The organism is Mesorhizobium sp. M1050, assembly GCF_040318715.1.
Lineage (GTDB): Bacteria > Pseudomonadota > Alphaproteobacteria > Rhizobiales > Rhizobiaceae > Mesorhizobium.
Genome location: NZ_JAMYMV010000021.1, coordinates 64440 through 86142 on the forward strand (window position 1 = coordinate 64440; position 21703 = coordinate 86142).

Annotated in this window: 22 protein-coding genes, 1 tRNA gene and 1 pseudogene; 12 read left to right on the forward strand and 12 right to left on the reverse strand. The window is 62.9% G+C overall.

Annotated elements, in window-relative coordinates:
- Window positions 1-3: 3 nt before the first annotated feature.
- Together proB and obgE are read right to left on the reverse strand one after the other, a co-directional pair.
- On the reverse strand, window positions 4-1176 hold the full coding sequence (gene proB, locus NKH57_RS14440) for a glutamate 5-kinase (protein WP_352944981.1): 1173 nt from the start codon (window positions 1174-1176) through the stop codon (window positions 4-6).
- Window positions 1177-1179: 3 nt separating this feature from the next.
- A complete protein-coding gene (gene obgE, locus NKH57_RS14445) occupies window positions 1180-2211 on the reverse strand; it encodes a GTPase ObgE (RefSeq protein ID WP_352944983.1) in 1032 nt (343 codons plus the stop codon).
- Window positions 2212-2338: 127 nt separating this feature from the next.
- On the opposite strand from obgE, the gene NKH57_RS14450 reads away from it, so the two are divergent.
- Window positions 2339-3208: an endonuclease/exonuclease/phosphatase family protein gene (locus tag NKH57_RS14450; RefSeq protein WP_352944985.1), complete on the forward strand. Its 870-nt coding sequence runs from the start codon at window positions 2339-2341 to the stop codon at window positions 3206-3208.
- A 177-nt stretch (window positions 3209-3385) separates the two neighbouring features.
- Here NKH57_RS14450 and NKH57_RS14455 read toward each other — a convergent pair whose 3' ends face one another.
- The 3 genes from NKH57_RS14455 to NKH57_RS14465 form a co-directional block, all read right to left on the reverse strand.
- Window positions 3386-3973, reverse strand: a complete 588-nt coding sequence (locus NKH57_RS14455; RefSeq protein WP_023758577.1) for a GNAT family N-acetyltransferase — start codon at window positions 3971-3973, stop codon at window positions 3386-3388.
- Between the two features lie 118 nt (window positions 3974-4091).
- Window positions 4092-4361: a 50S ribosomal protein L27 gene (gene rpmA / locus NKH57_RS14460; RefSeq protein WP_015315190.1), complete on the reverse strand. Its 270-nt coding sequence runs from the start codon at window positions 4359-4361 to the stop codon at window positions 4092-4094.
- Window positions 4362-4459: 98 nt separating this feature from the next.
- Window positions 4460-5143: a 50S ribosomal protein L21 gene (locus tag NKH57_RS14465; protein ID WP_352733806.1), complete on the reverse strand. Its 684-nt coding sequence runs from the start codon at window positions 5141-5143 to the stop codon at window positions 4460-4462.
- A 401-nt stretch (window positions 5144-5544) separates the two neighbouring features.
- Here NKH57_RS14465 and NKH57_RS14470 point away from each other — a divergent pair.
- Window positions 5545-5634 (forward strand) — tRNA-Ser (locus tag NKH57_RS14470).
- Window positions 5635-6115: 481 nt separating this feature from the next.
- Here the strand turns inward: NKH57_RS14470 and NKH57_RS14475 are convergent.
- Window positions 6116-7009 carry a LysR family transcriptional regulator gene (locus tag NKH57_RS14475; RefSeq protein ID WP_352944988.1) on the reverse strand — a complete coding sequence of 298 codons (894 nt, stop codon included), beginning with the start codon at window positions 7007-7009 and terminating at the stop codon, window positions 6116-6118.
- Between the two features lie 150 nt (window positions 7010-7159).
- On the opposite strand from NKH57_RS14475, the gene NKH57_RS14480 reads away from it, so the two are divergent.
- From NKH57_RS14480 to NKH57_RS14505, 6 genes and pseudogenes are all read left to right on the forward strand, one after another.
- The gene (locus NKH57_RS14480) at window positions 7160-8350 is read left to right on the forward strand and encodes an MFS transporter (protein WP_352944990.1); all 1191 of its coding nucleotides are present in this window, start codon (window positions 7160-7162) and stop codon (window positions 8348-8350) included.
- Window positions 8347-8817, forward strand: coding sequence for a cyclophilin-like fold protein (locus NKH57_RS14485; RefSeq protein ID WP_352944992.1), 471 nt, complete (start codon window positions 8347-8349; stop codon window positions 8815-8817). The genes NKH57_RS14480 and NKH57_RS14485 overlap by 4 nt, the downstream gene beginning before the upstream one ends.
- Window positions 8818-8835: 18 nt before the next feature.
- Complete coding sequence (locus tag NKH57_RS14490) at window positions 8836-9231, forward strand: (R)-mandelonitrile lyase (protein ID WP_352944994.1); 396 nt, start codon at window positions 8836-8838, stop codon at window positions 9229-9231.
- A gap of 25 nt (window positions 9232-9256) precedes the next feature.
- Window positions 9257-10272 (forward strand): annotated as a pseudogene (locus tag NKH57_RS14495) (zinc-dependent alcohol dehydrogenase family protein).
- A 57-nt stretch (window positions 10273-10329) separates the two neighbouring features.
- Window positions 10330-10764, forward strand: coding sequence for a lipocalin-like domain-containing protein (locus NKH57_RS14500; protein WP_352838197.1), 435 nt, complete (start codon window positions 10330-10332; stop codon window positions 10762-10764).
- Window positions 10765-10804: 40 nt separating this feature from the next.
- The gene (locus NKH57_RS14505) at window positions 10805-11986 is read left to right on the forward strand and encodes an arabinose transporter (protein ID WP_352944996.1); all 1182 of its coding nucleotides are present in this window, start codon (window positions 10805-10807) and stop codon (window positions 11984-11986) included.
- A gap of 84 nt (window positions 11987-12070) precedes the next feature.
- On the opposite strand, the gene NKH57_RS14510 is transcribed toward NKH57_RS14505, so the two are convergent.
- The 3 genes from NKH57_RS14510 to NKH57_RS14520 form a co-directional block, all read right to left on the reverse strand.
- Window positions 12071-12334, reverse strand: a complete 264-nt coding sequence (locus tag NKH57_RS14510; RefSeq protein ID WP_352605466.1) for a cytochrome c — start codon at window positions 12332-12334, stop codon at window positions 12071-12073.
- Between the two features lie 200 nt (window positions 12335-12534).
- Complete coding sequence (locus NKH57_RS14515) at window positions 12535-13293, reverse strand: nickel/cobalt transporter (RefSeq protein WP_352944998.1); 759 nt, start codon at window positions 13291-13293, stop codon at window positions 12535-12537.
- 169 nt (window positions 13294-13462) lie between these two features.
- Window positions 13463-14359 carry a class I SAM-dependent methyltransferase gene (locus tag NKH57_RS14520; protein ID WP_352945000.1) on the reverse strand — a complete coding sequence of 299 codons (897 nt, stop codon included), beginning with the start codon at window positions 14357-14359 and terminating at the stop codon, window positions 13463-13465.
- Between the two features lie 146 nt (window positions 14360-14505).
- Between NKH57_RS14520 and NKH57_RS14525 the strand changes: the two genes are divergently transcribed.
- Window positions 14506-15093 carry a TetR/AcrR family transcriptional regulator gene (locus NKH57_RS14525; RefSeq protein WP_352731939.1) on the forward strand — a complete coding sequence of 196 codons (588 nt, stop codon included), beginning with the start codon at window positions 14506-14508 and terminating at the stop codon, window positions 15091-15093.
- A 92-nt stretch (window positions 15094-15185) separates the two neighbouring features.
- On the opposite strand, the gene NKH57_RS14530 is transcribed toward NKH57_RS14525, so the two are convergent.
- From NKH57_RS14530 to NKH57_RS14540, 3 genes are all read right to left on the reverse strand, one after another.
- Entirely contained in the window at window positions 15186-16406 is a 1221-nt protein-coding gene (locus tag NKH57_RS14530) for an MFS transporter (RefSeq protein WP_352945012.1), read from the reverse strand.
- A gap of 101 nt (window positions 16407-16507) precedes the next feature.
- A complete protein-coding gene (chrA, locus tag NKH57_RS14535; protein WP_352945002.1) occupies window positions 16508-17923 on the reverse strand; it encodes a chromate efflux transporter in 1416 nt (471 codons plus the stop codon).
- 15 nt (window positions 17924-17938) lie between these two features.
- Window positions 17939-18916 carry a chromate resistance protein ChrB domain-containing protein gene (locus tag NKH57_RS14540; RefSeq protein ID WP_352945004.1) on the reverse strand — a complete coding sequence of 326 codons (978 nt, stop codon included), beginning with the start codon at window positions 18914-18916 and terminating at the stop codon, window positions 17939-17941.
- Between the two features lie 108 nt (window positions 18917-19024).
- Between NKH57_RS14540 and NKH57_RS14545 the strand changes: the two genes are divergently transcribed.
- Genes NKH57_RS14545 through NKH57_RS14555 form a run of 3 tightly spaced genes read left to right on the forward strand, consistent with a single transcriptional unit; the run spans window position 19025 to window position 21396 of the window.
- Window positions 19025-19999, forward strand: a complete 975-nt coding sequence (locus NKH57_RS14545) for a Fe-Mn family superoxide dismutase (RefSeq protein ID WP_352945006.1) — start codon at window positions 19025-19027, stop codon at window positions 19997-19999.
- Window positions 19996-20466 carry a chromate resistance protein ChrB domain-containing protein gene (locus NKH57_RS14550; protein WP_352945008.1) on the forward strand — a complete coding sequence of 157 codons (471 nt, stop codon included), beginning with the start codon at window positions 19996-19998 and terminating at the stop codon, window positions 20464-20466. The genes NKH57_RS14545 and NKH57_RS14550 overlap by 4 nt, the downstream gene beginning before the upstream one ends.
- A 39-nt stretch (window positions 20467-20505) precedes the next feature.
- The gene (locus NKH57_RS14555; RefSeq protein WP_352945010.1) at window positions 20506-21396 is read left to right on the forward strand and encodes a DUF1259 domain-containing protein; all 891 of its coding nucleotides are present in this window, start codon (window positions 20506-20508) and stop codon (window positions 21394-21396) included.
- Window positions 21397-21703 lie beyond the last annotated feature (307 nt).

Sequence of the window (21703 nt, forward strand, 5' to 3'; positions counted from 1 at the left end):
GGCTCATCCTCCGCTTACATCGCCACCGGCCAGTACTTGGTCGCTAGCCCCTACTTGGGCACCAGAATGACTCACCACAAGGTCGTCGCGGTGGATCATCGCCGAACGTGCCTCGTAGCCGAGCACGGTTTCGATCTCGGCCGTCTTCAGGCCAGCGATCCTTACGGCATCGGCGGCATCATAGGCAACCAGCCCGCGCGCGATCTCGCGGCCTTCGGGAGACAGGATCGCCACCGTGTCGCCGCGCGAGAAATTGCCGCTGACCAGCTTGACGCCGGCCGGCAGCAGCGACTTGCCTGACAGAAGCGCGCCAATGGCGCCGGCATCGACCGTCAGCCGGCCGGCCGGTTCGAGTTGGCCGGCGATCCAGGTCTTGTAGCCCTTGACCGGGTTGCTGCTCGGCCGGAAGAAGGTGGCGCGCTCGCCCCGCTCGATCGCCATCAGCGGCGACAGCCGCGTGCCGGACGTGATGATCATCGCGGTGCCGGCGGCGGTGGCGATCTTGCCGGCATCGAGCTTCGTCCGCATGCCGCCGCGCGACAGCTCTGAAGCAGCAGCCCCCGCCATCGCTTCGATGTCCGATGTGATCCGATCGACCACCGGAATGAACTTTGCATGGGGATCGCGTGCCGGCGGCGCCGTGTAAAGCCCGTCAATGTCGGAAAGCAGCACCAAAAGATCGGCGCCCATCATGGTGGCGACGCGAGCCGCCAGCCGGTCATTGTCGCCGTAGCGGATTTCGGAGGTGGCCACCGTGTCGTTCTCGTTGATGACCGGCACCGCCTTCATCTTGAGCAGCGTCGAGATCGTCGCCCGCGCATTGAGATAACGGCGGCGTTCCTCGGTGTCGCCGAGCGTCAGCAGGATCTGGCCCGATTTCAGATTGCCCTTGCCAAGCGCATCCGACCAGGCGCCGGCCAGAGCGATCTGCCCCACCGCTGCCGCGGCCTGGCTTTCCTCGAGCTTCAGGGCACGTTTGCCGAGGCCAAGGATGGTGCGGCCAAGTGCGATGGCGCCGGAGGAAACGACGAGGATTTCTGCGCCGCCCTGGGCCAGCAAGGCAATATCGTCGGCGAGCGAGGCCAGCCAGTCGCGCTTCAGGCCCGTCGAGCGGTCGACGAGCAGCGCCGAGCCGATCTTGACGGTGATGCGCCGATATTTTTTCAGCGACTGCATGGCCTATTTGTCCCAGCGCGTCTCGACCGGCGCGGCGATCCGCTCACGCGCCTCGGCCACCACCGACATCAGCGCCCGCAGCACCGCCTCGACGCCTTCGCCGGTAACCGCCGACAACAGCATCGGCGCGCGGCCGGCGGCGCGCTTCAGCGAAGCCAGCTTCTTCTTGCGTGCCTCGGCGTCGAGCGTGTCGACCTGGGAAAGCGCGACGATCTCGACCTTGTCTGCCAGGCCATGGCCATAGGCCTCGAGCTCGGCGCGCACGGTCTTGTAGGCCTTGCCGGGATCTTCCTCCTGGGCCGAGACCAGATGCAGCAGCACGCGTGTGCGCTCGACATGGCCGAGGAAGCGGTCGCCGATTCCGACGCCCTCATGCGCGCCTTCGATGAGGCCCGGAATGTCGGCGATGACGAACTCGCGCGCATCGATGCGGGCAACGCCGAGGCCGGGATGCAGCGTCGTGAATGGATAGTCGGCGATCTTCGGCTTGGCCGCGGTGACGGCAGCGAGGAATGTCGACTTGCCGGCATTCGGCAGCCCGACCAGCCCGGCATCGGCGATCAGCTTCAGCCGCAGCCAGATGTTGAGCTCTTCGCCCGGCAGGCCGGGATTGGCGCGGCGCGGTGCCTGGTTGGTCGAGGTCTTGAAATGCTGGTTGCCGAAACCGCCATTGCCGCCCTTGGCAAGCAGAAAGCGCTGGCCGACCACGGTCAGGTCGCAGATCAGCGTCTCGTTATCTTCCTCGAACACCTGCGTTCCGGCCGGCACTTTCAGCGTGATGTCGGCACCCTTGGCGCCGGTCATGTTGCGGCCCATGCCATGGACGCCGGTCTTGGCCTTGAAATGCTGCTGGTAGCGATAGTCGATCAGCGTGTTCAGCCCGTCGACCGCCTCCACCCAGACATCGCCGCCACGGCCGCCGTCGCCGCCGTCCGGCCCGCCGAACTCGATGAATTTTTCGCGCCGGAACGACACCGAACCGGCGCCGCCGTCACCGGAGCGTATGTAGACTTTGGCTTGATCGAGAAATTTCATGGGATTTCGCAGTTTCTAATAGTGGCTTTGCGGCATTGCTCTAAACCTTGGGCCTTGCTCTAAACGAAGGCGCGGCGAAGGGCGAGGCCGTTTTATGACAATGGCCGGCGGCCGGAGAGATGTTGGAATGAAGCTTGTAACGTACAACATCCAGTACGGCATCGGTCTCGACGGGCAGTACGAACTCGGCCGCATCGCTGACGCTGTGCGCGGCGCCGATGTGATCGCTCTGCAGGAGGTGACCCGCAACAACCCCAGGAACGGCGGCCGCGACATGGTCGTCGAGATCGGCGAGGCGCTGCCCGATTACTTCGCCGTCTATGGCAGCAATTTCGAAGCCAACATCGGCTCCCACATCGAGAATGGCCACGCTATCACCAAGACCTTCCAGCTCGGCAATATGATGCTGTCGAAGACGCCAATTCATCTGTCGCGCAACCTGCTTTTGCCGCGCAGCCGCAGCTTCGAGATGATGAACTTCCAGCGTGGCGCGCTGGAAGCGCTGATCGAGACACCGCTGGGTTTCATCCGCTTCTATTCCATCCATCTCGATCACCGCAGCCCGGTCGAACGCGCCAGGCAGATCCAGTTCCTGCGCCGGCGCCTGCTGAACTATGCACTCGAAGGCGGCGCGCTGTCTGGCGTCGCCGAGATCGGCCTGCCGGAATTGCCGCATCCCGAAGCCTTTGTCGGCATGGGCGATTTCAACATGCTGGCCGGCTCGCCCGAATATGTCGAACTCGCCGGCCGGCCGGACCACGAATTCGGCATGCCGCTGACCGCCGATTTCGCCGTCGATGCCGCCTTGCGCCTGAACGCCGCCGCCGACGATCTCGTCAGCTGGGTCGACCCCAAACAACCCACTGACCCCAACCGCCACAAGCGCATCGACTACATCTTCACCAGCGCTTCGCTTGCCAAATCCCTGCGGCGCCTGTGGGTCGATCGAAAGGCCATCGGTTCGGACCACCTGCCGGTCTGGGTCGAACTGGGCTGACCCAAGTTGCCTCCCATTGGTCTCGCGCCGTACCCGATGTGTGTCGAGATTCAGGTCAGGCCGCGCCGAGAATAGTGGCTTCTGAGAACCGGAGCGGAGCGTACTTCTCGTACGCGAGCACCGGAAGCGAAGGAAGCCGCCATTCGCAGGCCGGCCTCACCTGAATATCGGCACACATCAAAAATGCACCCAGTTTCTGAGGCTGGTCCAGGTCTTCCTGTCGAGCCTGTAGCGCTCGACCGGCACCTGGCCGGCGACAATCGAGTTCAGCATGCCCTGGCCGGCATACTGGAAGCCGCACTTGTGGATGACGCGGCGCGATGCCGGATTGATCACCCGCGTCGAGGCATGCAGCACCTGGATTGACGTCCTCTGGAAGGCGAGGTCGACCAGCGCATGCGCTGCTTCGGTCGCATAGCCCTTCTTCCAGTAGGGCTCGCCGATCCAGTAGCCGAGTTCCAGCCCACGATCGGTGGTGTTGAGCCCCGCGCAACCGACGAACGTGTCGGTGCCGGCCAGAGTCAAGGCATAGGCGATGCCGGCCCGGCGCGACTTGGTCATGGCGAGGAAGGCGCGCGCCTCGGCCTCGCCATAGGGGTGCGGCATGCGGGCCAGCATTTCGGCGACATGACGGTTGTCGGCAAGCTCGACCAGCTGCGCGATGTCGCCTTCGTGCGGCGCCCGCATCACCAGTCGCTCGGTGACCAGCACCGGGCAGTCTATCGCATAACTTTCGTCTTCTGAGTCTTCCGCTTCGGCAACCATTTGAAGTCCTCCAGGCACAAGAAAAAAGGGAGATGGAAACCCATCTCCCCTGATCCTTTTCCTGGCTTTGCCAGACACCGGTCCCGAGATGGGCGCCGGTGTTCTAGTGCGGAACCGGCTACTCCGCGGCTTTGGTAATCGGGTTGACCGATACGTAGGTTCGGCCGTTGGCTTTTTTGTTGAACGTCACGGCGCCGGTCTCGAGCGCAAAAAGCGTGTGGTCAGTACCCATGCCGACATTGACGCCGGGATGCCACGTGGTGCCGCGTTGACGAATGATGATGTTGCCCGGGATGACGGCTTCGCCGCCGAACTTCTTCACGCCCAGACGCTTGGAATGCGAGTCGCGACCGTTGCGCGACGAGCCGCCAGCTTTCTTGTGTGCCATCTAACTAACTCCGTTGCGCCGCAAGGCGCCTAAAAGGCGTTATGAACGCGTTCGCGTTCCGTTTCAAGTCCGATCCGGCGAGCTAATCGCCAGAAAAATCACTTCGCCGCCAATTCCTTGGCCTGCTCGCGCCAGTCCTTGATCTGGTCGGCGCTGAAGGGCATGTGCTCGTCGATCTTGGCGACATCCTTGTCGGTCAGCTTGGCGAGCTGGGCAAAGGTGATGATGCCCTGCTCGGCGAGATCCTTGGCTGCGACCGGGCCGATGCCCTTGATCACGGTCAGATCGTCCGGCTCGCCCTTCGGCGCCTTGAACAGCGGTGCCGCCGCGGTCTCGGCTGCCTTTGTCTCGGCGGCCTTGGCCTTGGGCTCCTTCTTCGGCGCGGCTTCCGCCTTCGCTTCCGTGGCTGCCTCTGCCTTGGCTTCCTTCTTCGGCGCCTTGACCGCTGCAGTCTTGGTCGGCTTGGCGCCACCCAGCAGGATCTCGGAGATCCGCACGGTGGTCAGAAGCTGGCGATGGCCGATCTTGCGGCGCGAATTCTGCCGGCGGCGCTTCTTGAAGGCGATGACGGTGCGGTTCTTGCCCTGCTCTACGACTTCGGCGGTAACCACCGCGCCATCGACGAACGGCGCGCCGAACGTGACATTTTCGCCCTCGCCATGCGCGAGAACATGGCCGATCTCGACCATATCGCCGACCGCGGCTTCGACTTTTTCGATCTTCAGGAGATCGTTGGCGGCAACGCGATACTGCTTGCCACCCGTTTTAATGACTGCGAACATTTTTTGCCTTTCGCTGTTCGGTCGGCCTTGATGAACCGCCTCTGGCGGTTCAGCCGTCTTTTTGTCAGTCTGCGGGTTCAAAAAACAAGCGGCGCGGAAGAACCCCCCCACGCCGATTGCGCGCTGTCCCTAACCGAAGGTTGAGTGCGAGTCAAGGCAAACAGCCGCCTCATTGCCGAGACTGTCAATGGCGGGCACGGACCGTGCCGTGCCCGCAGGACCACGCACATCACAATCGCCTGCAGGCGAGGATGCCGGGAACCCGTGTGGGCTCGCCCCCAAACGCCAGTGTTAATCCGCCGCTTGTCCGGCAAGCCAAATTACTCACGGATTTGGCCTTGTAACCTCCCCGTTCAGCCGTTATCTAGTGCGCCGCGCCGGCAACGGCCGACCATGACCGCGGAGAGGTGGCAGAGTGGTCGAATGCACCGCACTCGAAATGCGGCATGGGTGCAAGCCCATCGGGGGTTCGAATCCCTCCCTCTCCGCCAGGGTCTCTGACTCCAACAGACCTATGTCCATCTCCTGACGCATTGGCCAGCGAAAGAGAAGGACAGGCCGAAGGACGACACGGCGCGCGATATCCTGGCCGCCGATGCAGATCTTACGGCCAAACCCCTGAAACGATCGGCGCTGGAGGATGGCTATGTCACCATCGTCAAGACGATCATCCGTTCCAAGATCACCGAGCTGGACTACCCGGACCCGCTTTCGGGCGTAACACTTTTTTTTACCCGGATACCGCAGCCCCGCGCGAGTCAGCGGAGCCGCTTAGCTCCGACCAGATCAGCCGCATTTTCCGCAAGGGCGTTGGGGGAGGCTTGCTGGACGAGACTATGTTGCCGCTGCTCGGCCACCTGACCGGGCGCCTGTCCAGCACTGCCATTGTCGCAGATCTATTTATGAGCGCAATCGATCGCCTCCTACCATTTACCAATGTCAGCTTCATGATCCATAGGCACAGTCTTGAGGTCAGATGCGATGGCGGAGCGCCTCAACGATCACCGCCATCGCAGGCGAGGGCTGTCGCCTGCTCGGGTAGTAGAGGTGATAGCCCGCAAATGGCGGACTCCAGTCGTCAAGCACGAGCCTAAGGCATCCCTTGGCGACGTGGTGGCTGACGAGGTTTTCCGGGACATAGGCGATCCCGAACCCGCTTATCGCAGCCTCGATCATGGGAAGGGACGAATTGAAGGTGAGTTGGCCTTCCACCCGCACACGAAGGTCGCGGCCATCCCTGGCGAATTCCCAGGCATATAACCCGCCGAATGTCGCCTGCCGCATATTGATGCAATCATGATCGACCAGATCCTGGGGTGCGGTCGGAACCGGATGGCGGGAAAAGTACTCCGGCGAAGCCACGGCCACGAGCCGCCAATCCGGCCCGATCCGCACTGCGATCATATCCCTGTCGATGCTCTCACCAAGCCGTACGCCTGCGTCGAAGCGCTCCTCCACAATGTTCTTCAAGCCGTTGTCGCTGTAGAGCTCGACGCACACGTCAGGATAGTCGCCGAGCAAGGGCTGCAGCTTCGGCCAGACGGTCGTCTGGAGCGCATGATCGGACAGCGTGATACGGACCGTTCCGGAGGGTTTGTCGCGAAAGGCCACCAGGCTTGCGAGGTCGGCTTCGATTTCCTCGAAGCGGGGAACAAGCGATTGGAAAAGTCGCTCGCCGGCCTCGGTCGGAGCGACGCTCCGCGTCGTACGCGTCAGCAGGCGGACGCCAAGACGAGCTTCAAGCTCCTTGATTGTCGAACTCAGGGTCGACTGCGAGGTTCCGAGCTTGGCCGCTGCCTTGGTGAAGCTGCGCTCCCGCGCGACCGCCACGAACCATAGCAGATCCTTCATGCCATCGCGCTGCATAGGGCACCTCCGGTCGAACATTTATATCATGAGCAGATAAGTCCATGCGAATTACTTGGTCTAATAGAATGGGTTCCTCTGCAATATCTTCTGGCACGGCGACGGGGATTGGCGGCTGATCAGCCCGGTCGCCCAGCAAGGATGCCAATTATGGAAACGACGTACGACACAAGGCTTGTCGAAGACCGCGCCGCATGGGGCGCCGTGTTGTCGATGGCGCTGTGTGTTTTCGTGCTCATCGCGTCGGAATTCATGCCGGTCAGCCTGCTGTCGCCGCTAGCGGCCGATCTCGGCATAACCGAGGGCCGCACGGGACAGGCGATCTCGATTTCGGGCGCTTTCGCCGTCGTGACCAGCCTATTGGTCGCCGGCCTCACGCGCCGGATCGACCGCCGGCTGGTCGTGACCGGCTTCACCCTTCTCCTCATCGTGTCCGGGTTGGCTGTCACCTTCGCGCCGAACTACGCGTTTCTCATGGTCGGCCGGGCGCTGCTCGGCATCGCGATCGGCGGATTCTGGTCGATGTCGACCGCGATCGTCATGCGCCTCGTGCCGCAAGACATGGTTCCGAAGGGTCTCGCCATGCTAAACGCCGGCAATGCCATTGCGGCCACCATCGCCGCGCCGCTGGGCAGTTTTCTTGGCGCCTATGTCGGCTGGCGCGGCGCCTTTTTCCTCGTCGTGCCATTTGGGCTCCTGGCGCTGGTCTGGCAGTGGATAAGCCTGCCGGCGCTGCCCCCGCGCCAGAGGAAGCGTCCAGGCAATCCGCTGGCGCTGCTCGGCCGTCTTCCTGTCGCCATCGGCATGGCGTCGATCATGATGCTGTTCATGGGCCAGTTCGCGCTCTTTACCTATCTTCGGCCCTTCCTCGAGAGCGTCACCCGGCTCGACATCGCCGCGCTTTCGGCGATCCTGCTGGCGATGGGGCTGGCCGGGGTGCTCGGCACATGGTGCGTCGGCCGGCTTTTGCGCACGCGCCTGTTCAGCGTCCTCATCGTCATCCCGCTGGTCATGGCCGCGCTGGCCGCTGCGCTCATCGCCCTCGGTGCCTTCCCGGTTCCCACGGCGCTGCTGCTCGTTGCCTGGGGTTTCTTCGGCACGGCCGCGCCCGTTGGCTGGGGCACGTGGCTCAGCCGCACGTTGCCGGACGACGCGGAGGCCGGCGGCGGGCTGCAGGTGGCAGTCATCCAGCTCGCCATCACCGGCGGCGCCGCCATCGGCGGCACGCTCTTCGATACGGTCGGCTGGCGGGGAGCGTTCACTCTAGGCGCGGTGCTGCTCTGTGGATCGGCGCTCGCCGCCCTTGCCGCATCGCATATGGCCCGGAGGTCTTTGCCATGACCATCGAGCGTGCGCCGCTCAGCCGCCGGACATTGCTCGGCGCCGCGCTCGCGGTGGCGGCCCTGCCTCGCGCAGCCGCCAGCCAAGAAGGCGAAGCCCCAGTCAGCCAGGAGCCAACTGACATGAAGATCAGGATGATTTTCAACGGCCGTACCATGACCGCCACGCTCTACGACAATCTGTCGGCGCGGGATTTCTTTTCCATGCTGCCGCTCGATCTCGAGATCGAGGACTACGCGCATAACGAGAAGATCGCCTATCTGCCGCGCAAGCTGACGGAGAAGGGAAGTGGTCCGTTCGCCAACGAGCAGCCCTACGACCTCTACTATTTCATGCCGTGGGGCAACCTGGCCATGTTCTACGCCGACTATCGCCATCCCGGGCTGATCAGGCTCGGCCGCTTCGATGAGGGCGAGCAGGCCCTGCACATTCGCGGCGAGTTCCCGCTTCGCATCGAACGCATTTGAGGACACAAGGACATCACCATGGACATTCTTCGCGCAGGCACAAGGCCTTCCGGCAAGGGGCCGACCGGCTGGTTCACTGGCACGGTGCGGATCGATCCGCTCTTCAATCCCTTCGATGCCGGGCGGGTCCAAGGCGCGCAGGTGACCTTCGAGCCCGGCGCCCGCACCGCCTGGCACACCCATCCGCTCGGCCAGACGCTGATCGTCGTCTCCGGCCTTGGCCGCGTGCAACGCGAGGGTGGCCCGGTCGAGGAAATCCGTCCAGGCGACGTCGTCTGGTTCGCGCCCGGCGAAAAGCACTGGCACGGCGCGTCGCCTCAGACCGCCATGACCCACATTGCCGTCCAGGAGGTCAAGGACGGCAAGGTCGTGGACTGGCTGGAACATGTCAGCGACGCCGACTACGGCGCCTGACCTTCTCCACTCGAAAGGAACCGAAATGCTCGCAACCGTTCTTCACAAACCGGGCGACATCCGCTGCGAGGAATCGCCGATCCGAAAATCATGCGGCCGACGGACGCCATCATCAAGCTGTCGGCAAGCTGCATCTGCGGCTCGGACCTGTGGCCCTATCGCGGATTGCAGCCGGTCGACGGCCCGATGCATATGGGCCACGAATATTGTGGCATCGTCATCGAGGTCGGCGCAGAGGTGCGCACGGTCCGTCCCGGCCAGTTCGTCGTCGGCTCGTTCTGCCTCTCCGACAATACTTGCCCGCATTGCCGCTTCGGCTTCCAGTCGTCCTGTGTGCAGCGCGAGTTCATGTCGGGCGCGCAAGCGCCTTACGCCCGCGTGCCCTTGGCGGATGGCACACTGGTCGCCACCGCTGAGGTGCCGCCGGCCGAACTCATTCCTGACCTGCTGGCTGTGTCCGATGTGCTCGGCACCGGCTGGTATGCAGCCGATGCAGCCGAGGTCCGAGAAGGATCGACGGTGGTGGTGGTCGGCGACGGTGCGGTCGGCCTGATGGGCGTGCTTGCGGCCAAGGAGATGGGCGCCGAGCGCATCATCGCCATGAGCCGGCACGCCAGCCGCCAAAAGCTCGCCCGCGAATTCGGCGCCACTGATATCGTGGCCCAGCGTGGCGAGGAAGGCGTCGCCCGCATAAAGGAACTCACCAAGGGCGTTGGCGCGGACTCGGTGCTGGAATGCGTCGGCACGGCGGAATCCTTCGACCAGGCGCTGGCCTGCTCTCGCCCCGGCGGCACCATCGGCTATGTCGGCGTGCCGCACGGCGTGAGCTTCGACGGCCAAAAACTATTCTTCGGCCAGAAGCGTATGTTGGGCGGCCCGGCGCCGGTGCGCCGCTTCCTGCCCGACCTTATGGACCGTGTGCTCAAGGGCGTGATCAAGCCCGGCAAGGTCTTCGACCTCAAGCTGCCGTTGGCCGAGGTCGCTGAAGGCTACCGCGCCATGGACGAGCGGCGCGCCATCAAGGTCATGCTTTCCGTGTGAGCGAAGATTGGGCGGACGGCCTGTTCGCGCCCACAAATCAGAAAAGGAACAACGCATATGACGATGAGATTGAAGATAGCCGCCCTGGCGCTTGCGCTTTCGGTCGCCACGCCGGCTTTCTCCCAAGAGTCCCCGATCATCGGCGCATGGCGCATGAGGTCGCTCGAGGCCGGCGCCGATGGAAACCTCAAGCCCGTGCCATATTCCGGCCAGGTCATCTTCACCGAGTCCGGCACCCTCTCGGTGCAGGCCCAGAATCCCGACGCTGAGGCGCCGGACACGCCTTACACGGCGAATGGCTACGAAGCCTATTACGGGCCGGTCGCCATCAACGACCAGGACAAGACCTTCGTCATCACGATCGAGTCCTCCCTGGTCCGCAACCTTGTCGGGAAGAGCATGAAACGCAAATTCGAAGTCTCGGACAACAAACTGGTCCTCACGCCGGACAATCCGGCCGAGGGCTGGCGCGTGACCTACGAACGTTACTGATCGGAACAGCCGGCTGTCAAAGTGTTATCGGTGGTCACAAATGGCGCGGACTTCAAATCGAAATGGCGCGATAGCGGAACTGGTGCCAATCATGGCGGCTGTTTTCGCCCGCTTCCTCCTGGTCGGCTTGGCGCTACCCGTCCTGCCGCTGCATCTTCACCAGCAACTCGGCTTCTGCCCCTTCGCAGTCGGGCTGGTGACGGGCAGCCAGTTCGTCGCCTCGATGCTGTCGCGCATTGGAGCCGGAAATTATGCCGATGGGCGCGGCGGCAAGCGGGCCGTCATCGTCGGCCTCATTGCCGCTGCCCTGGCGGGGTTCATTTATCTCGGCTCGCTGGCATTGCTCGACCGACCGGTAGCGTCCGCATCGGCGCTCTTCGCCGGCCGGGCGGTACTAGGCGCGTCTGAGAGCTTCATCATCACCGGCGGTGTCGCCTGGGGCCTTTCCCTTGCGGGCGGACAGAACTCCGGAAAGATCATAGCCAGGGTGGGCATGGCGATGTTCGCGGCGCTCGCGCTAGGCGCGCCGATCGGATCTGCGCTTTACGCGGCGAGCGGCTTCGCCGCGATCGCACTCGCGACGGTCGGCCTGCCGCTTGCGACGCTGCTTGCCATCCTGCCTATGCGTGGCACCAGTCTCGCAGCGAGCGCCGCGCGACAGTCATGGGCGAGCGTGGCGCAAGCGGTCTGGCTTCCCGGCGTCGGAGCTGCTTTCAGCAGCCTTGGCTATGGCGCGATCCTTTCCTTTGGCGCGCTGCTCTTTGCTGAACGCGGCTGGCAGCCGGTCTGGCTTCCCTTCACCGCTTATGCCGCGTCGCTGATCGCGGCAAGGCTTTGCTTCGGCCACCTGCCTGACAAGTTGGGGGGCGCGCGCGTCGCCGTGATCTTCGTGGCGGTCGAAGCGGCTGGGCTGATGCTGATCTGGCTTGCGCCCGGGCCTTTTCTCGCCGCCATCGGAGCGGGCCTGACTGGCCTTGGCTACTCGCTGGTCTATCCCGGTTTCGGTGCCGAGGCCGTAAGCCGTCTTCCGCAACGCAGCCGCGGCCTGGCCATGGGACTCTACACCGTCTTCCTCGACGTGGCGCTCGGCTTCGGCAGTCCGGCGCTCGGCTTGGTCGCCGCGTCGGCCGGGCTGCAATTCGTCTTCTTCGCCGTCGCGGCGGCGACGCTTCCGGCGTTGGGCATCGCTCTGCTGCTGGGTCGCCGTAGCGCTCCACTATAGCTAGTCTGTGCTCGAGATGTCGCGCAACCACGATCGCTCCCGCTTCGGGCGACGTCTGCTTCCGAGCAATGGCAAGACCGAAGTCTACGTAAGCCGACCGATGTGACGGGCCAGCGCCTCAAATTCCGGCCGGACTTGATCGATTTCCAATTTGGCGTCCGAAGGCGCGTGCAACGTCACGCTGGGAAATTCCGCAATCAGGGCAGGTCCGGTGCGGGCTCGGAGGGTCTCGGCTGCCTGTTTGAAAGTGGTGGCGTTATAGGCCAACTTGCCGTCGAACATCACGGTGATCGTCTTTGCCGCCGCAGCCATCTCTTTCATCGAGGCCTGGCGAGCCTCGATGAACACATCACGGCGGGTAGCGGCGACTACCGCAGAGGCGCAGGCAAGCGACAGGATTCCCTATGATGGCTGCTCGTCTCATTGTTGGCACATGGGTAGTGCGTCCCGATGTAGATTCTCGACTGCCATGATGAAGAGAGCGATCGTCCGGCGCGGGGGGGCCTTGCATCGCAAAGACCACAACGATCGCTCCGGTGGCTGTTGCGTCAGCCGGCCTCTGTTGCTTTGCTTTCGAGGAATCGCTTGCGTCTCATTTTCGACGAGATTTGCCAAACCGCCACGCCTGCAAGAATAAGACCAGCGACGCCTTCGATGGCCCGCGAAATGGCATCGAACAGGCGTGGCCGCCTATCGAAAAAATGCACCAGGCGCTCGCGAAACAGGATCGACAGCACCGCAACGCAAGACAACGTCAGCGCCACGCCGGCCATCATGGTAATTGCAAACAGTATGCCGGCGACCGGAACGCCTCTGGACATCGCAAAGGTCATCACGAAAAGCGTCAGCGGGCATGGGATCAAGCCGGCCATGACGCCGACGGCCTCGCCCTCATGCTTGTGGTGTTGGCCGTGGCTCCACGCGCGCCAGAGCATCCAAACGCCGATCAGGCCAAGCAGGCCCCGACTGACGTCTTCCAGTAGCGGGGCACGGCCAACACTGCCCAGGGCAATCGATACCGAAGGCAACGAGATCGCCGCGATCAGAACCGCGATCGTCACATGCGTGAAGGAAAGTGTCAGCGATACCAGAAGCCCACGCCGGACACTGGCATCCGATCCGGCGAGATACGTGGCCAGGACCGCCTTGCTGTGGCCAGGCGTCAGCGCATGTGCCGCGCCGAACAGAACGCCCATCGGCAGAAAGGCCGTGAAGGCCAGCCAATCGCCGCCGGCCGAAAGCAGTTTGATCTGCTCGGCCAGTGCCAGGTAGATCGTGCGTTGGAACTCGACAAGGGTTTGGAACATCAGGCTGGAACCGGCCTCATTCTCAGGTCAATTCATGGCGCATGGCGAAGATTCACTTTCGGGTTCTTGTTCCAGCTGGCATTGCAAGCAGGCCGAATTGGGACATGCCCCCTGCCTATACGTGGCTCTTTCTTCAGAACAGGTCGCCATTCAGCCAGCCTTGGCATGATCACGGCGCGGCCGGCGACGCCAAGCCTGATTGGTCCTTGTTCGTCGTCGCGCGAATGTAATTCAGGTTCTTGGTTCCGACGGCGCCGATATCGCCGACCTGGAATCCGCTCTCGGTCAACAGCGAGGCGACCGATTGCATGTCAACATGACCATGCTTGTGGAGCCTGGGCAATCCAGACTTGCGCACCGGCCTGCCGAAATCGATGAGCAACAGCCGGCCTGCTGGCTTCAGGACGCGTGCCGCCTCGCAGATGAAGGCCGATCGAACGGGCTTCGACAGGTGATGTAGCATCAGCGTGCCGACGACGATGTCGAATTGCGCGTCCTTGAAGGGAAGCTCCTGCGCCGTCCCGTTGACGAAAGTCAGATCGAGACCTGACCGCTCGGCCTTGGCGCGCGCCCTATCGATCATTTCGGCCGATGCGTCGACGCCGGTGACGCTTCCGCCCGAACCGACCAGCCGCTTCGCGGCAATGGCAAGGGTTCCCGTGCCGCAGGCGACATCGAGCACCGCTTCGCCGGGCTGGAGTTTTGCCGGGCGAAGCATGAGCTCGCGAAACCGGCCCTCGCGGCCAAAGGTCAGAACGCGCGCAAGCAAGTCATAGGCCGCCGCCCGGTGCAGGACGATGCCGATGCCCCTGTCGCTCGCGCCGTGCGCAGCGTTGCCGACCAGCCCCCGGTGACGCAGGCTGCCCCACAGCGCCAATCCCGCGATCACGGCGAGGACGAGGCCGTGGAATGCCGCCGTCCAGGCACCGGCCTGAATATAGCCCATGCCCAATTTGGCGAGGACGAGGAAGCCGGCGACCAGCGAGAGCTTGGCAAGCAGGGCCAACGCAATCACCCTCTTGCGCGAATGCGATCCGTTACCGGCGTGATGATCAGATGAGTGCATGTCTGGCGACCTTCTGCTTCATTGCGGCATGCCCAAATCCGATTTGAGCTCCTGGACTTGGCGTATCATAATGGACACAATGTCTGGAAATGCTGTTGTCGGACACCGGACCGCCGAATGTCCGAAACCGGCCACTGCAGAGGGCCATGACCATGAAAATCGAACGTGCGGGCGAGCGGAACACGATCGATCGACGCGTTGCGCGGACGCGCGGCCTGCTGCAGGACGCGCTCATCGCCCTGATCCCGGAGCAGGGATATGCCGCCATCACCGTCGATGACATTTGCCAGCGGGCCAATGTTGGCAGGTCGACCTTCTATACCCACTATGCCGACAAGGATGCTCTGCGCAGCGCGACCATCGAGGCGCATCTGCGGTCGATAGGCCGCAGGCGCGAGGCGGCAAGTCAAGAAACAGGTAGCCGCCTGTTCGAGTTCAGCCTGCCCATGTTCGAGCACGCTCATGCATTCCGACCGCTTCACCACGCATTGCTTGCAAGCAGCGGCGATACGATCCACGACGAATTGCGTGAGCGTATCCGGCGAGCCGTCCGGGAAGAACTCGTCGACAAACGGATCGGCGATCGCGGCATGCCTGCGGAATTCGCAATTCAGTTCATCGCCGGCGCATTTCTTGCGGTCCTCGCCTGGTGGGTCGCCACCGACATGAACCTTTCACCGGCACAGGCAGACGACCTGTTCCAGAGGATGGCGGGAAAAGGCATCGGCGCCTGATCATTGGCACACTGGTCAAGCGATCGCCAGAACGTCGCACCTGCGAAATGACATAGGGCGCTCCGCTCATGGTGGTTCGGGCCGCGGGCCTGCTATGGACCTTCCCGCCGTTCCTCAGGCGGGCGAACCTTGCGGAACATCGCAAGCAGAAGCATATCGTAGACAATCTTCAAGGCGCCGGCGATCAGCAGCGGCCAACCGAAACCGGACATTGCGAGCAGCGAGCCGGCAAGCATCGGGCTGGCGGCTGCCGCGAGGCTGCGCGGGACAGCGGTGACACCCGCGGCCGCGGCCCGCTCACCAGGCGATACCACGGCCATGACGTAGGAGGTGCGGGTCGGTACATCCATCTGCGACAAAGCGCTCCTGATCAGCAGAAGTGCGATAACGGGACCGAGGCTCGACATGAAGGGGATGAGCAAAAGGCAAAGACTGGATGGCAGGTGTGTGAACACCATCGTGTTCACCAGCCCGATCCGTTTAGAGATTTGCACGGCCACCAGATACGACCCACCCGAAAGGATACCCGTCAAGAAGAAGATTGCGCCCGTCGCGGGGAGCGATAGCCCGAACCGTTGGAAAAGCCAAAGAGCCATCAACGACTGGACCACGAAACCGCCCGCAAAAGCGTCAAGGCTGAAAAGTGCAGCGAGCGTGAGGACGATGGTTCGAGATTTGCGTAGTGGTTCCGCCGGTACCGCTCTCGCATCGAGCGGCTCATCCGGCAGTTTCCGATAAAGGAGCAGCGCTCCGAGTCCCAGAAAGGCATAAAGCAGGAAGGCGATCTGGAGAGCTTGCTTGATGTCCAGGCCGACAACCTGTCGGAGAATGTCGGGGGCTCCGGCCGCAAGAGCACCGACCGCCCCTACAAGTGAGCCGACAAGGCTGTAGCGTGCAAAGAGCGCGGTGCGGTCGCGGTCCGTGACACTATGGGCAAGTTGCGCATGCTCCAGCGGCAGAAACACACTGACGTCGCCCGAGGATGGGTTCAACGTTCCCACGAATGCGACAAGGAGCAGCGGCCAGAAATCCTGAACCAACGCGAAGGCGCCTCCCGTGACGACCATCAGGACGGCAGCTGCGATCAGCAGGGAGCGGCGAGAGAAATGGTGTGCGACAAACCCGACGGTCAAAGTGAGCGCCGCTGAACCAGCGAGCGTCGCTGTGGCGAGAACCCCGATCTTGAAAGGGCTGAAACCAAGCGTGGCCAAATAGGCGGGAAGCAGAAGACTGACGAGTCCGTCGCCGAATGCCCTCAATCCCCTGGACGTCAACAGAAGGGCAGCTGCCGGCCTGGCACCGGCAGGCAGCAGCGAAAACCTCTGTTTGGCTAAAGGTTCGCGCGAAGCATTCGTCGGCGTCTGGGCTGCCAGGTATGCCTCCTGCCGCAAAGTGGTTGCGCCTATGGCACTGCTTAAATCGATCCCGTGGCAACGCCATAAAGCACGCCCAGGACAGAGCATGTCGCGAGCACGGGGATCATGCCGATCTTGAAACGAAACACGGCCAGCAGCGCACCGACTGTCAGCACCAGCGACGGCAGGTTGACGGAGCTGAATACCGGCACATCCACCGTAGTGCCCAGCCAGCTGACCTCACGCAGTTCGCGGAACAGCACATGAAGCGCGAACCATACTGCCAGGTTCAGGATCACACCGACCACCGCCGCTGTGATGGCAGACAGCGCTGCCGACAGGGCCTTGTTGCTGCGCATCGTCTCCATGAACGGCGCGCCGAGGAATATCCACAGGAAGCACGGAACGAATGTTACCCACGTCGTCAGCAGACCGCCGAGTGTTCCGGCGACCAGCGGGCTCAGCATTCCTGGCGCCCGGTACGCGCCCATGAAACCAACGAACTGGGTGACCATGATGAGCGGACCGGGCGTGGTCTCGGCCATGCCGAGGCCGTCCAGCATTTCTCCCGGCTTGAGCCAGCCGTAGTGCTCGACACCTTGCTGAGCGACATAGGCGAGCACCGCATAGGCTCCGCCGAAGGTGACCATCGCCATCTTGGAGAAGAAGATCGCGATGTCGGTGAAGACATTGCCTTGCCCAAGAAACACAAGAAGTGCCAAGACCGGCGCGAGCCACAACAGCAGACACACCGTTGCGATCTTCAGCGACCAGCTGACGGATGGCCGGGTATGCGCAGGCACCCCTTCGCCAAGCGCCGTATCGGCGTCGGCAACCTGCTTGCCCCCGACCTTGCCATGTCCGTTGCCCGACTGGAATGCAGCCCACCCTGCCCGTCCCCCGACGTAACCGATCACACCCGCAGCCAGGATGACCAGCGGGAATGGCGCGTGGAAGAAGAACAGAGCGATGAAGGCCGCCGCCGCAAGCCCGATCATGGCATTGTTCTTGAGCGCCCGTCTGCCGATCCGCAACACCGCTTCGAGCACGATGGCAAGGACCGCCGCCTTCAAGCCGAAGAAGAGGGCCTGAACTGCTCCGACATTGCCCAAGATTGCATAGATCCAGCTCAACGCCATGATGGCGATCGCACCAGGCAGCACGAACAGGATACCGGCGACGAGGCCGCCTCTGGTCTTGTGCATGAGCCAGCCGATGTAGATGGCAAGCTGTTGTGCCTCCGGCCCGGGCAGCAGCGTGCAGTAATTGAGCGCATGCAGGAACCTGGTCTCGCCGATCCAGCGTTTCTCCTCGACGATGATGCGGTGCATCATGGCGATCTGACCCGCCGGGCCGCCGAAGCTGAGCGCGGCCACACGCGCCCACACCCGCGTGGCCTCGGCGAACGAAATGCCATGGCCGGGCGTGTCGTCTGGTCGGTTCGGTGCTGTCACGGTGTTCTCTGCATTGGCCATGATTAGTACCTCGGATCATCCGCGCTTCGAGCGGAAATATCGATAGAGGTTGTCGAACACCGAAGCGCCCTCGGCGATCCGTTGCTCGTCACCGGCATTCGCCATGGCGATCCCGGCGATCAGGCTGGCAATGCCGGTAGTTTCCTCGCGATTGAACTTGGCGTCCTTGAGATCAATATCGTGGACGACCTCGGCGATCGCCTGCAAAGCCGTATCAGTAATGCCGGCGCGGGCCAGCAGCACCTCGAAGCTGCAGCGGTCTCCCTCATGGGTGATTTCGCCCTCGAACATGTCGAAGCGCAATTCGCCCTCCTTTGGCACGTATCCCTTACCAGCGACGAAGCGGATTGTTGCATCGGCATCGATGAAGCGACGGATCAGCCAGCTGCAGGCGATGCGGTCGACATGCACGTCCCGGCGCGTGACCCAGGTCCGGCCCTTGAGCTCACCCGGCTCGGCCGCCTTCTTCGGTTCCTTGGTCATGGCGGCATCCTCAATAAGCAGTGCCTCGAGCTCGGCGATCAGTCCCTCGACAGTGAGGCGACCGCTGGCGCCAAAGAAGTCGATTGTCACGACGTCGGCGAGCCGCTTGCGCAAACGGCCGAGTTGCGAACGCGCCTCCGCATGTTTTTCCGATGTCGCGTCGGTCTTGATCGCTGCGGCCAGATCGCGCGCTTCCTTGACGATCTCCGCATAGTCGGCGTCACGGGCTGCGTCGAAGAGCGCGCGGACCTGGGTGTCGGACAAACCATCTACGAGGCGCGCCTCGCACATCATCGCCTCGCCGCCGCCAGCGACGATCTCCTTGAGGAGCCATTCGAAATCCTCCTGCATCTCGGCATTGGCCGGCAGGGCGTAAACGGTGCTTTTGACTGCGACCGCGCCGATGCCTTGCAAGCGTCGCCAGATCTTCACCCGGAAGTAGGCGGGTTTGCTCGGCAGCTGATGGATCAGGAGCAGCCAGCGCTGCTCCTGTGATTGCCCCTCACTCATAAGTGAACCGTATCACGAACAAAGCAAAATGCAACACTTGTATCATTTTTCATTCGAGCATAGCGTTCACCCCCTCACGGATGGCCGTGCCGCAGAGTGGGGAAACCGATGCCACACCAGATCATGCCGTTGCCGTTCAAGCCGCCTCGCCTCGTCGGCCTCTCCGAGAGGCTGTTGGTAAGTCACTACGAAAACAACTATGGCGGTGCCGTTCGTCGCCTCAACGCCATCGAACAGCGGCTCGACGGGCTCGACTGGGGCGCGGCGCCAGTTTTCGACATCAACGGTCTGAAACGCGAGGAACTCGTCTCAGCCAATTCAGCAATCCTGCACGAAATTTATTTCGACGGACTCGGTGGCACCGGCGATGCCGGAGGCGATCTCGCTGCGGCTCTGGAGCGCGACTTCGGCAGCGTGGCCTCCTGGCGCGGCAAGTTCATGGCCTGTGCCAAGGCGCAGGCAGGAGGCTCGGGATGGACCCTGCTGACCTGGTCGGAGCGGCGCGACCGACTGACGATCCAATGGGCGGCGGACCACACCAACTGTCTTGCCGGCGGCATGCCGATCCTTGCGCTCGACATGTACGAACATGCCTACCACATGGATTTCGGCACCAAGGCCGGAGCCTATGTCGATGCCTTCATGAAGAACATCCATTGGCAACGGGTGGCTGCCCGCCACCGCCGGGCCGTCGCGCAGCGTGATCTTTCAACAGGATCGGCATCGGACGATGCGGTTCCAGCGATTGCGCCAGAGGAACTGCGGGCGCGTCTCGATCAAGGAGAAGACCTGATCGTGCTCGACGTCTGCCTTGCCGAGGATCTGGCAAAGCGCGGCGACATGCTGCCGGGGGCCAAGCTCCGCGCGCCCGAGAAGATCGCCGATTGGGCGGATGAACTGCCGACGGACAGGCCGGTCATCGTCTATTGCGTCTACGGCTTCCAGGTCAGCGGCGACGCCGTCGCCGAACTGCGTCGCCGCGGCGTCAATGCGAGTGCGCTTTCAGGCGGCATTGCCGCTTGGCATGCGATCGGCGCGCGCACTGTCCCTCTGATAGTCAACGAAGAAAGGATTGCGCCATGAAATGGGTTACTCGCGAACGACCGGTCATCGACCGCATTGCCTGCCCCTGGCTGATTGCGCGCTTCATCGACAAGGAACCTGAGTTCCTCTTCGTGGCGCCCGATCAGGTGATCCGCGTCGCCCAGGAAACGGGTGCGACGCCTTACGACGTGCCCGGCGTCGAATTCACGCATGTCGGCGACGGCTGCAGTTTCGACACCTTCGTTTCCAAAAATGGGCTCGAGCGCGACCCGGCGATCGTAACCATTGCCGCGATCGTACGCGGCGCCGACACGGACCGGCACGATCTCACGCCACAGTCGGCGGGGTTGCTGGCGATCTCCATGGGTTTGCGGGACCTGACGCCGGACGACCACGAGGTGCTGAAGCATGGCTTCGTCATCTATGACGCGCTCTACGCGTGGGCTTCGGGCCGCAAGGCGGAAACGCATAGCTGGCCACCCGCCATCAAGCCGGCGGCCGCATGACGAATTGGGCAATGGGGGCAGATCACAAGGAGAAACCCCATGCATGCAAAACTCGTAACCGGAGCAATGCTGATCGCGATGTCGGCGCTGCTCCAACCGGCATCGGCGGCACCCGATTGGCAAACAATCGCTAAGGCGCTCGGCAAATCCGGAACCGAGACGCCTGGCGGTGTCTACCGGGTGGGCTTGCCTCGAACGGACCTGACGGTATCGCTCGATGGCATATCCCTGAAACCCGGATTTGCGCTTGGAGGCTGGATCGCGTTCGAACCCATGAGGAAACAGGCCATGGTCATGGGCGACATCGTTCTGACGCAGGACGAGGTGAACCCGGTCATGAAGAAGCTGGAAGAAGGCGGGATCGAGATCACCGCAGTGCACAACCACCTGCTGCGCGCGGAGCCGATGACGCTCTACATGCACGTGTTCGGCCAGGGCGATCCCGTCACGCTCGCCACGGCGCTTCATGCCGGATTGGCGCTGAGCAAAACACCGATGGGAGGCGACGCCCAGCCACAAGCCTCCGCGCAGCAGATCGGCTTCGACGCGGCCGGTGTCGACCAAACTATGGGTTATGAGGGTAAGGCCAATGGCGCGGTCTACCAGTTCACGATCCCGCGCGCTGAGCCGGTCGAGGAAAACGGAATGGAAGTGCCGGCGGCCATGGGCTCGGCTATAGCGATCAATTTCCAATCGACTGGTGGCGGCAAGGCGGCGATCACGGGTGATTTTGTGCTGACGGCAAAGGAGGTCAATCCGGTTATCAATGCCATGCAGGACAACGGCATCGAGATCACCGCATTGCATAGCCACATGCTCGATGAGAAGCCGCGGCTCTTCTTCATGCATTTCTGGGCGAACGACGATGCACAGAAGCTGGCGAAAGGACTGCGCGCAGCCCTCGACAAAGTCGCCGTCAAGAAGAGTTAGATTGGGTGTCCGCGCGCGTCCAACGGCGGAGTTCGGCCGGCTCGGAGCGAACGGCCTTCTTCCCGCCGCCTCGGGTTCTCTGGCGCTGCGTCTCTCCGCCATCCGCATTGCGCCGGAGATCGCCTTTCCATCGCACACGAGCGGCGGGCCGGGTTGTTGTGAACCGATACGTCCGGAACGATCGAAGGCTCGCTTCGTTCTGATCGGATGGACTGGATTAGACTAGTGCGCATCCATAAACGCTGTTTTTGCGAGTGTTCTGAGCCAGTTTGGCGGCCCAATTCATGCTGTTCTTGCGGCGCGTTAT

What these genes read in the sequence shown, in the direction of transcription:
- proB (WP_352944981.1), bottom strand. Translation starts at nt 1,176, where the DNA reads ATGCAGTCGCTGAAAAAATATCGGCGCATCACCGTCAAGATCGGCTCG.
- obgE (WP_352944983.1), bottom strand. Translation starts at nt 2,211, where the DNA reads ATGAAATTTCTCGATCAAGCCAAAGTCTACATACGCTCCGGTGACGGC.
- NKH57_RS14450 (WP_352944985.1), top strand. Translation starts at nt 2,339, where the DNA reads ATGAAGCTTGTAACGTACAACATCCAGTACGGCATCGGTCTCGACGGG.
- NKH57_RS14455 (WP_023758577.1), bottom strand. Translation starts at nt 3,973, where the DNA reads ATGGTTGCCGAAGCGGAAGACTCAGAAGACGAAAGTTATGCGATAGAC.
- rpmA (WP_015315190.1), bottom strand. Translation starts at nt 4,361, where the DNA reads ATGGCACACAAGAAAGCTGGCGGCTCGTCGCGCAACGGTCGCGACTCG.
- NKH57_RS14465 (WP_352733806.1), bottom strand. Translation starts at nt 5,143, where the DNA reads ATGTTCGCAGTCATTAAAACGGGTGGCAAGCAGTATCGCGTTGCCGCC.
- NKH57_RS14475 (WP_352944988.1), bottom strand. Translation starts at nt 7,009, where the DNA reads ATGCAGCGCGATGGCATGAAGGATCTGCTATGGTTCGTGGCGGTCGCG.
- NKH57_RS14480 (WP_352944990.1), top strand. Translation starts at nt 7,160, where the DNA reads ATGGAAACGACGTACGACACAAGGCTTGTCGAAGACCGCGCCGCATGG.
- NKH57_RS14485 (WP_352944992.1), top strand. Translation starts at nt 8,347, where the DNA reads ATGACCATCGAGCGTGCGCCGCTCAGCCGCCGGACATTGCTCGGCGCC.
- NKH57_RS14490 (WP_352944994.1), top strand. Translation starts at nt 8,836, where the DNA reads ATGGACATTCTTCGCGCAGGCACAAGGCCTTCCGGCAAGGGGCCGACC.
- NKH57_RS14500 (WP_352838197.1), top strand. Translation starts at nt 10,330, where the DNA reads ATGACGATGAGATTGAAGATAGCCGCCCTGGCGCTTGCGCTTTCGGTC.
- NKH57_RS14505 (WP_352944996.1), top strand. Translation starts at nt 10,805, where the DNA reads ATGGCGCGGACTTCAAATCGAAATGGCGCGATAGCGGAACTGGTGCCA.
- NKH57_RS14515 (WP_352944998.1), bottom strand. Translation starts at nt 13,293, where the DNA reads ATGTTCCAAACCCTTGTCGAGTTCCAACGCACGATCTACCTGGCACTG.
- NKH57_RS14520 (WP_352945000.1), bottom strand. Translation starts at nt 14,359, where the DNA reads ATGCACTCATCTGATCATCACGCCGGTAACGGATCGCATTCGCGCAAG.
- NKH57_RS14525 (WP_352731939.1), top strand. Translation starts at nt 14,506, where the DNA reads ATGACCATGAAAATCGAACGTGCGGGCGAGCGGAACACGATCGATCGA.
- chrA (WP_352945002.1), bottom strand. Translation starts at nt 17,923, where the DNA reads ATGGCCAATGCAGAGAACACCGTGACAGCACCGAACCGACCAGACGAC.
- NKH57_RS14540 (WP_352945004.1), bottom strand. Translation starts at nt 18,916, where the DNA reads ATGAGTGAGGGGCAATCACAGGAGCAGCGCTGGCTGCTCCTGATCCAT.
- NKH57_RS14545 (WP_352945006.1), top strand. Translation starts at nt 19,025, where the DNA reads ATGCCACACCAGATCATGCCGTTGCCGTTCAAGCCGCCTCGCCTCGTC.
- NKH57_RS14550 (WP_352945008.1), top strand. Translation starts at nt 19,996, where the DNA reads ATGAAATGGGTTACTCGCGAACGACCGGTCATCGACCGCATTGCCTGC.
- NKH57_RS14555 (WP_352945010.1), top strand. Translation starts at nt 20,506, where the DNA reads ATGCATGCAAAACTCGTAACCGGAGCAATGCTGATCGCGATGTCGGCG.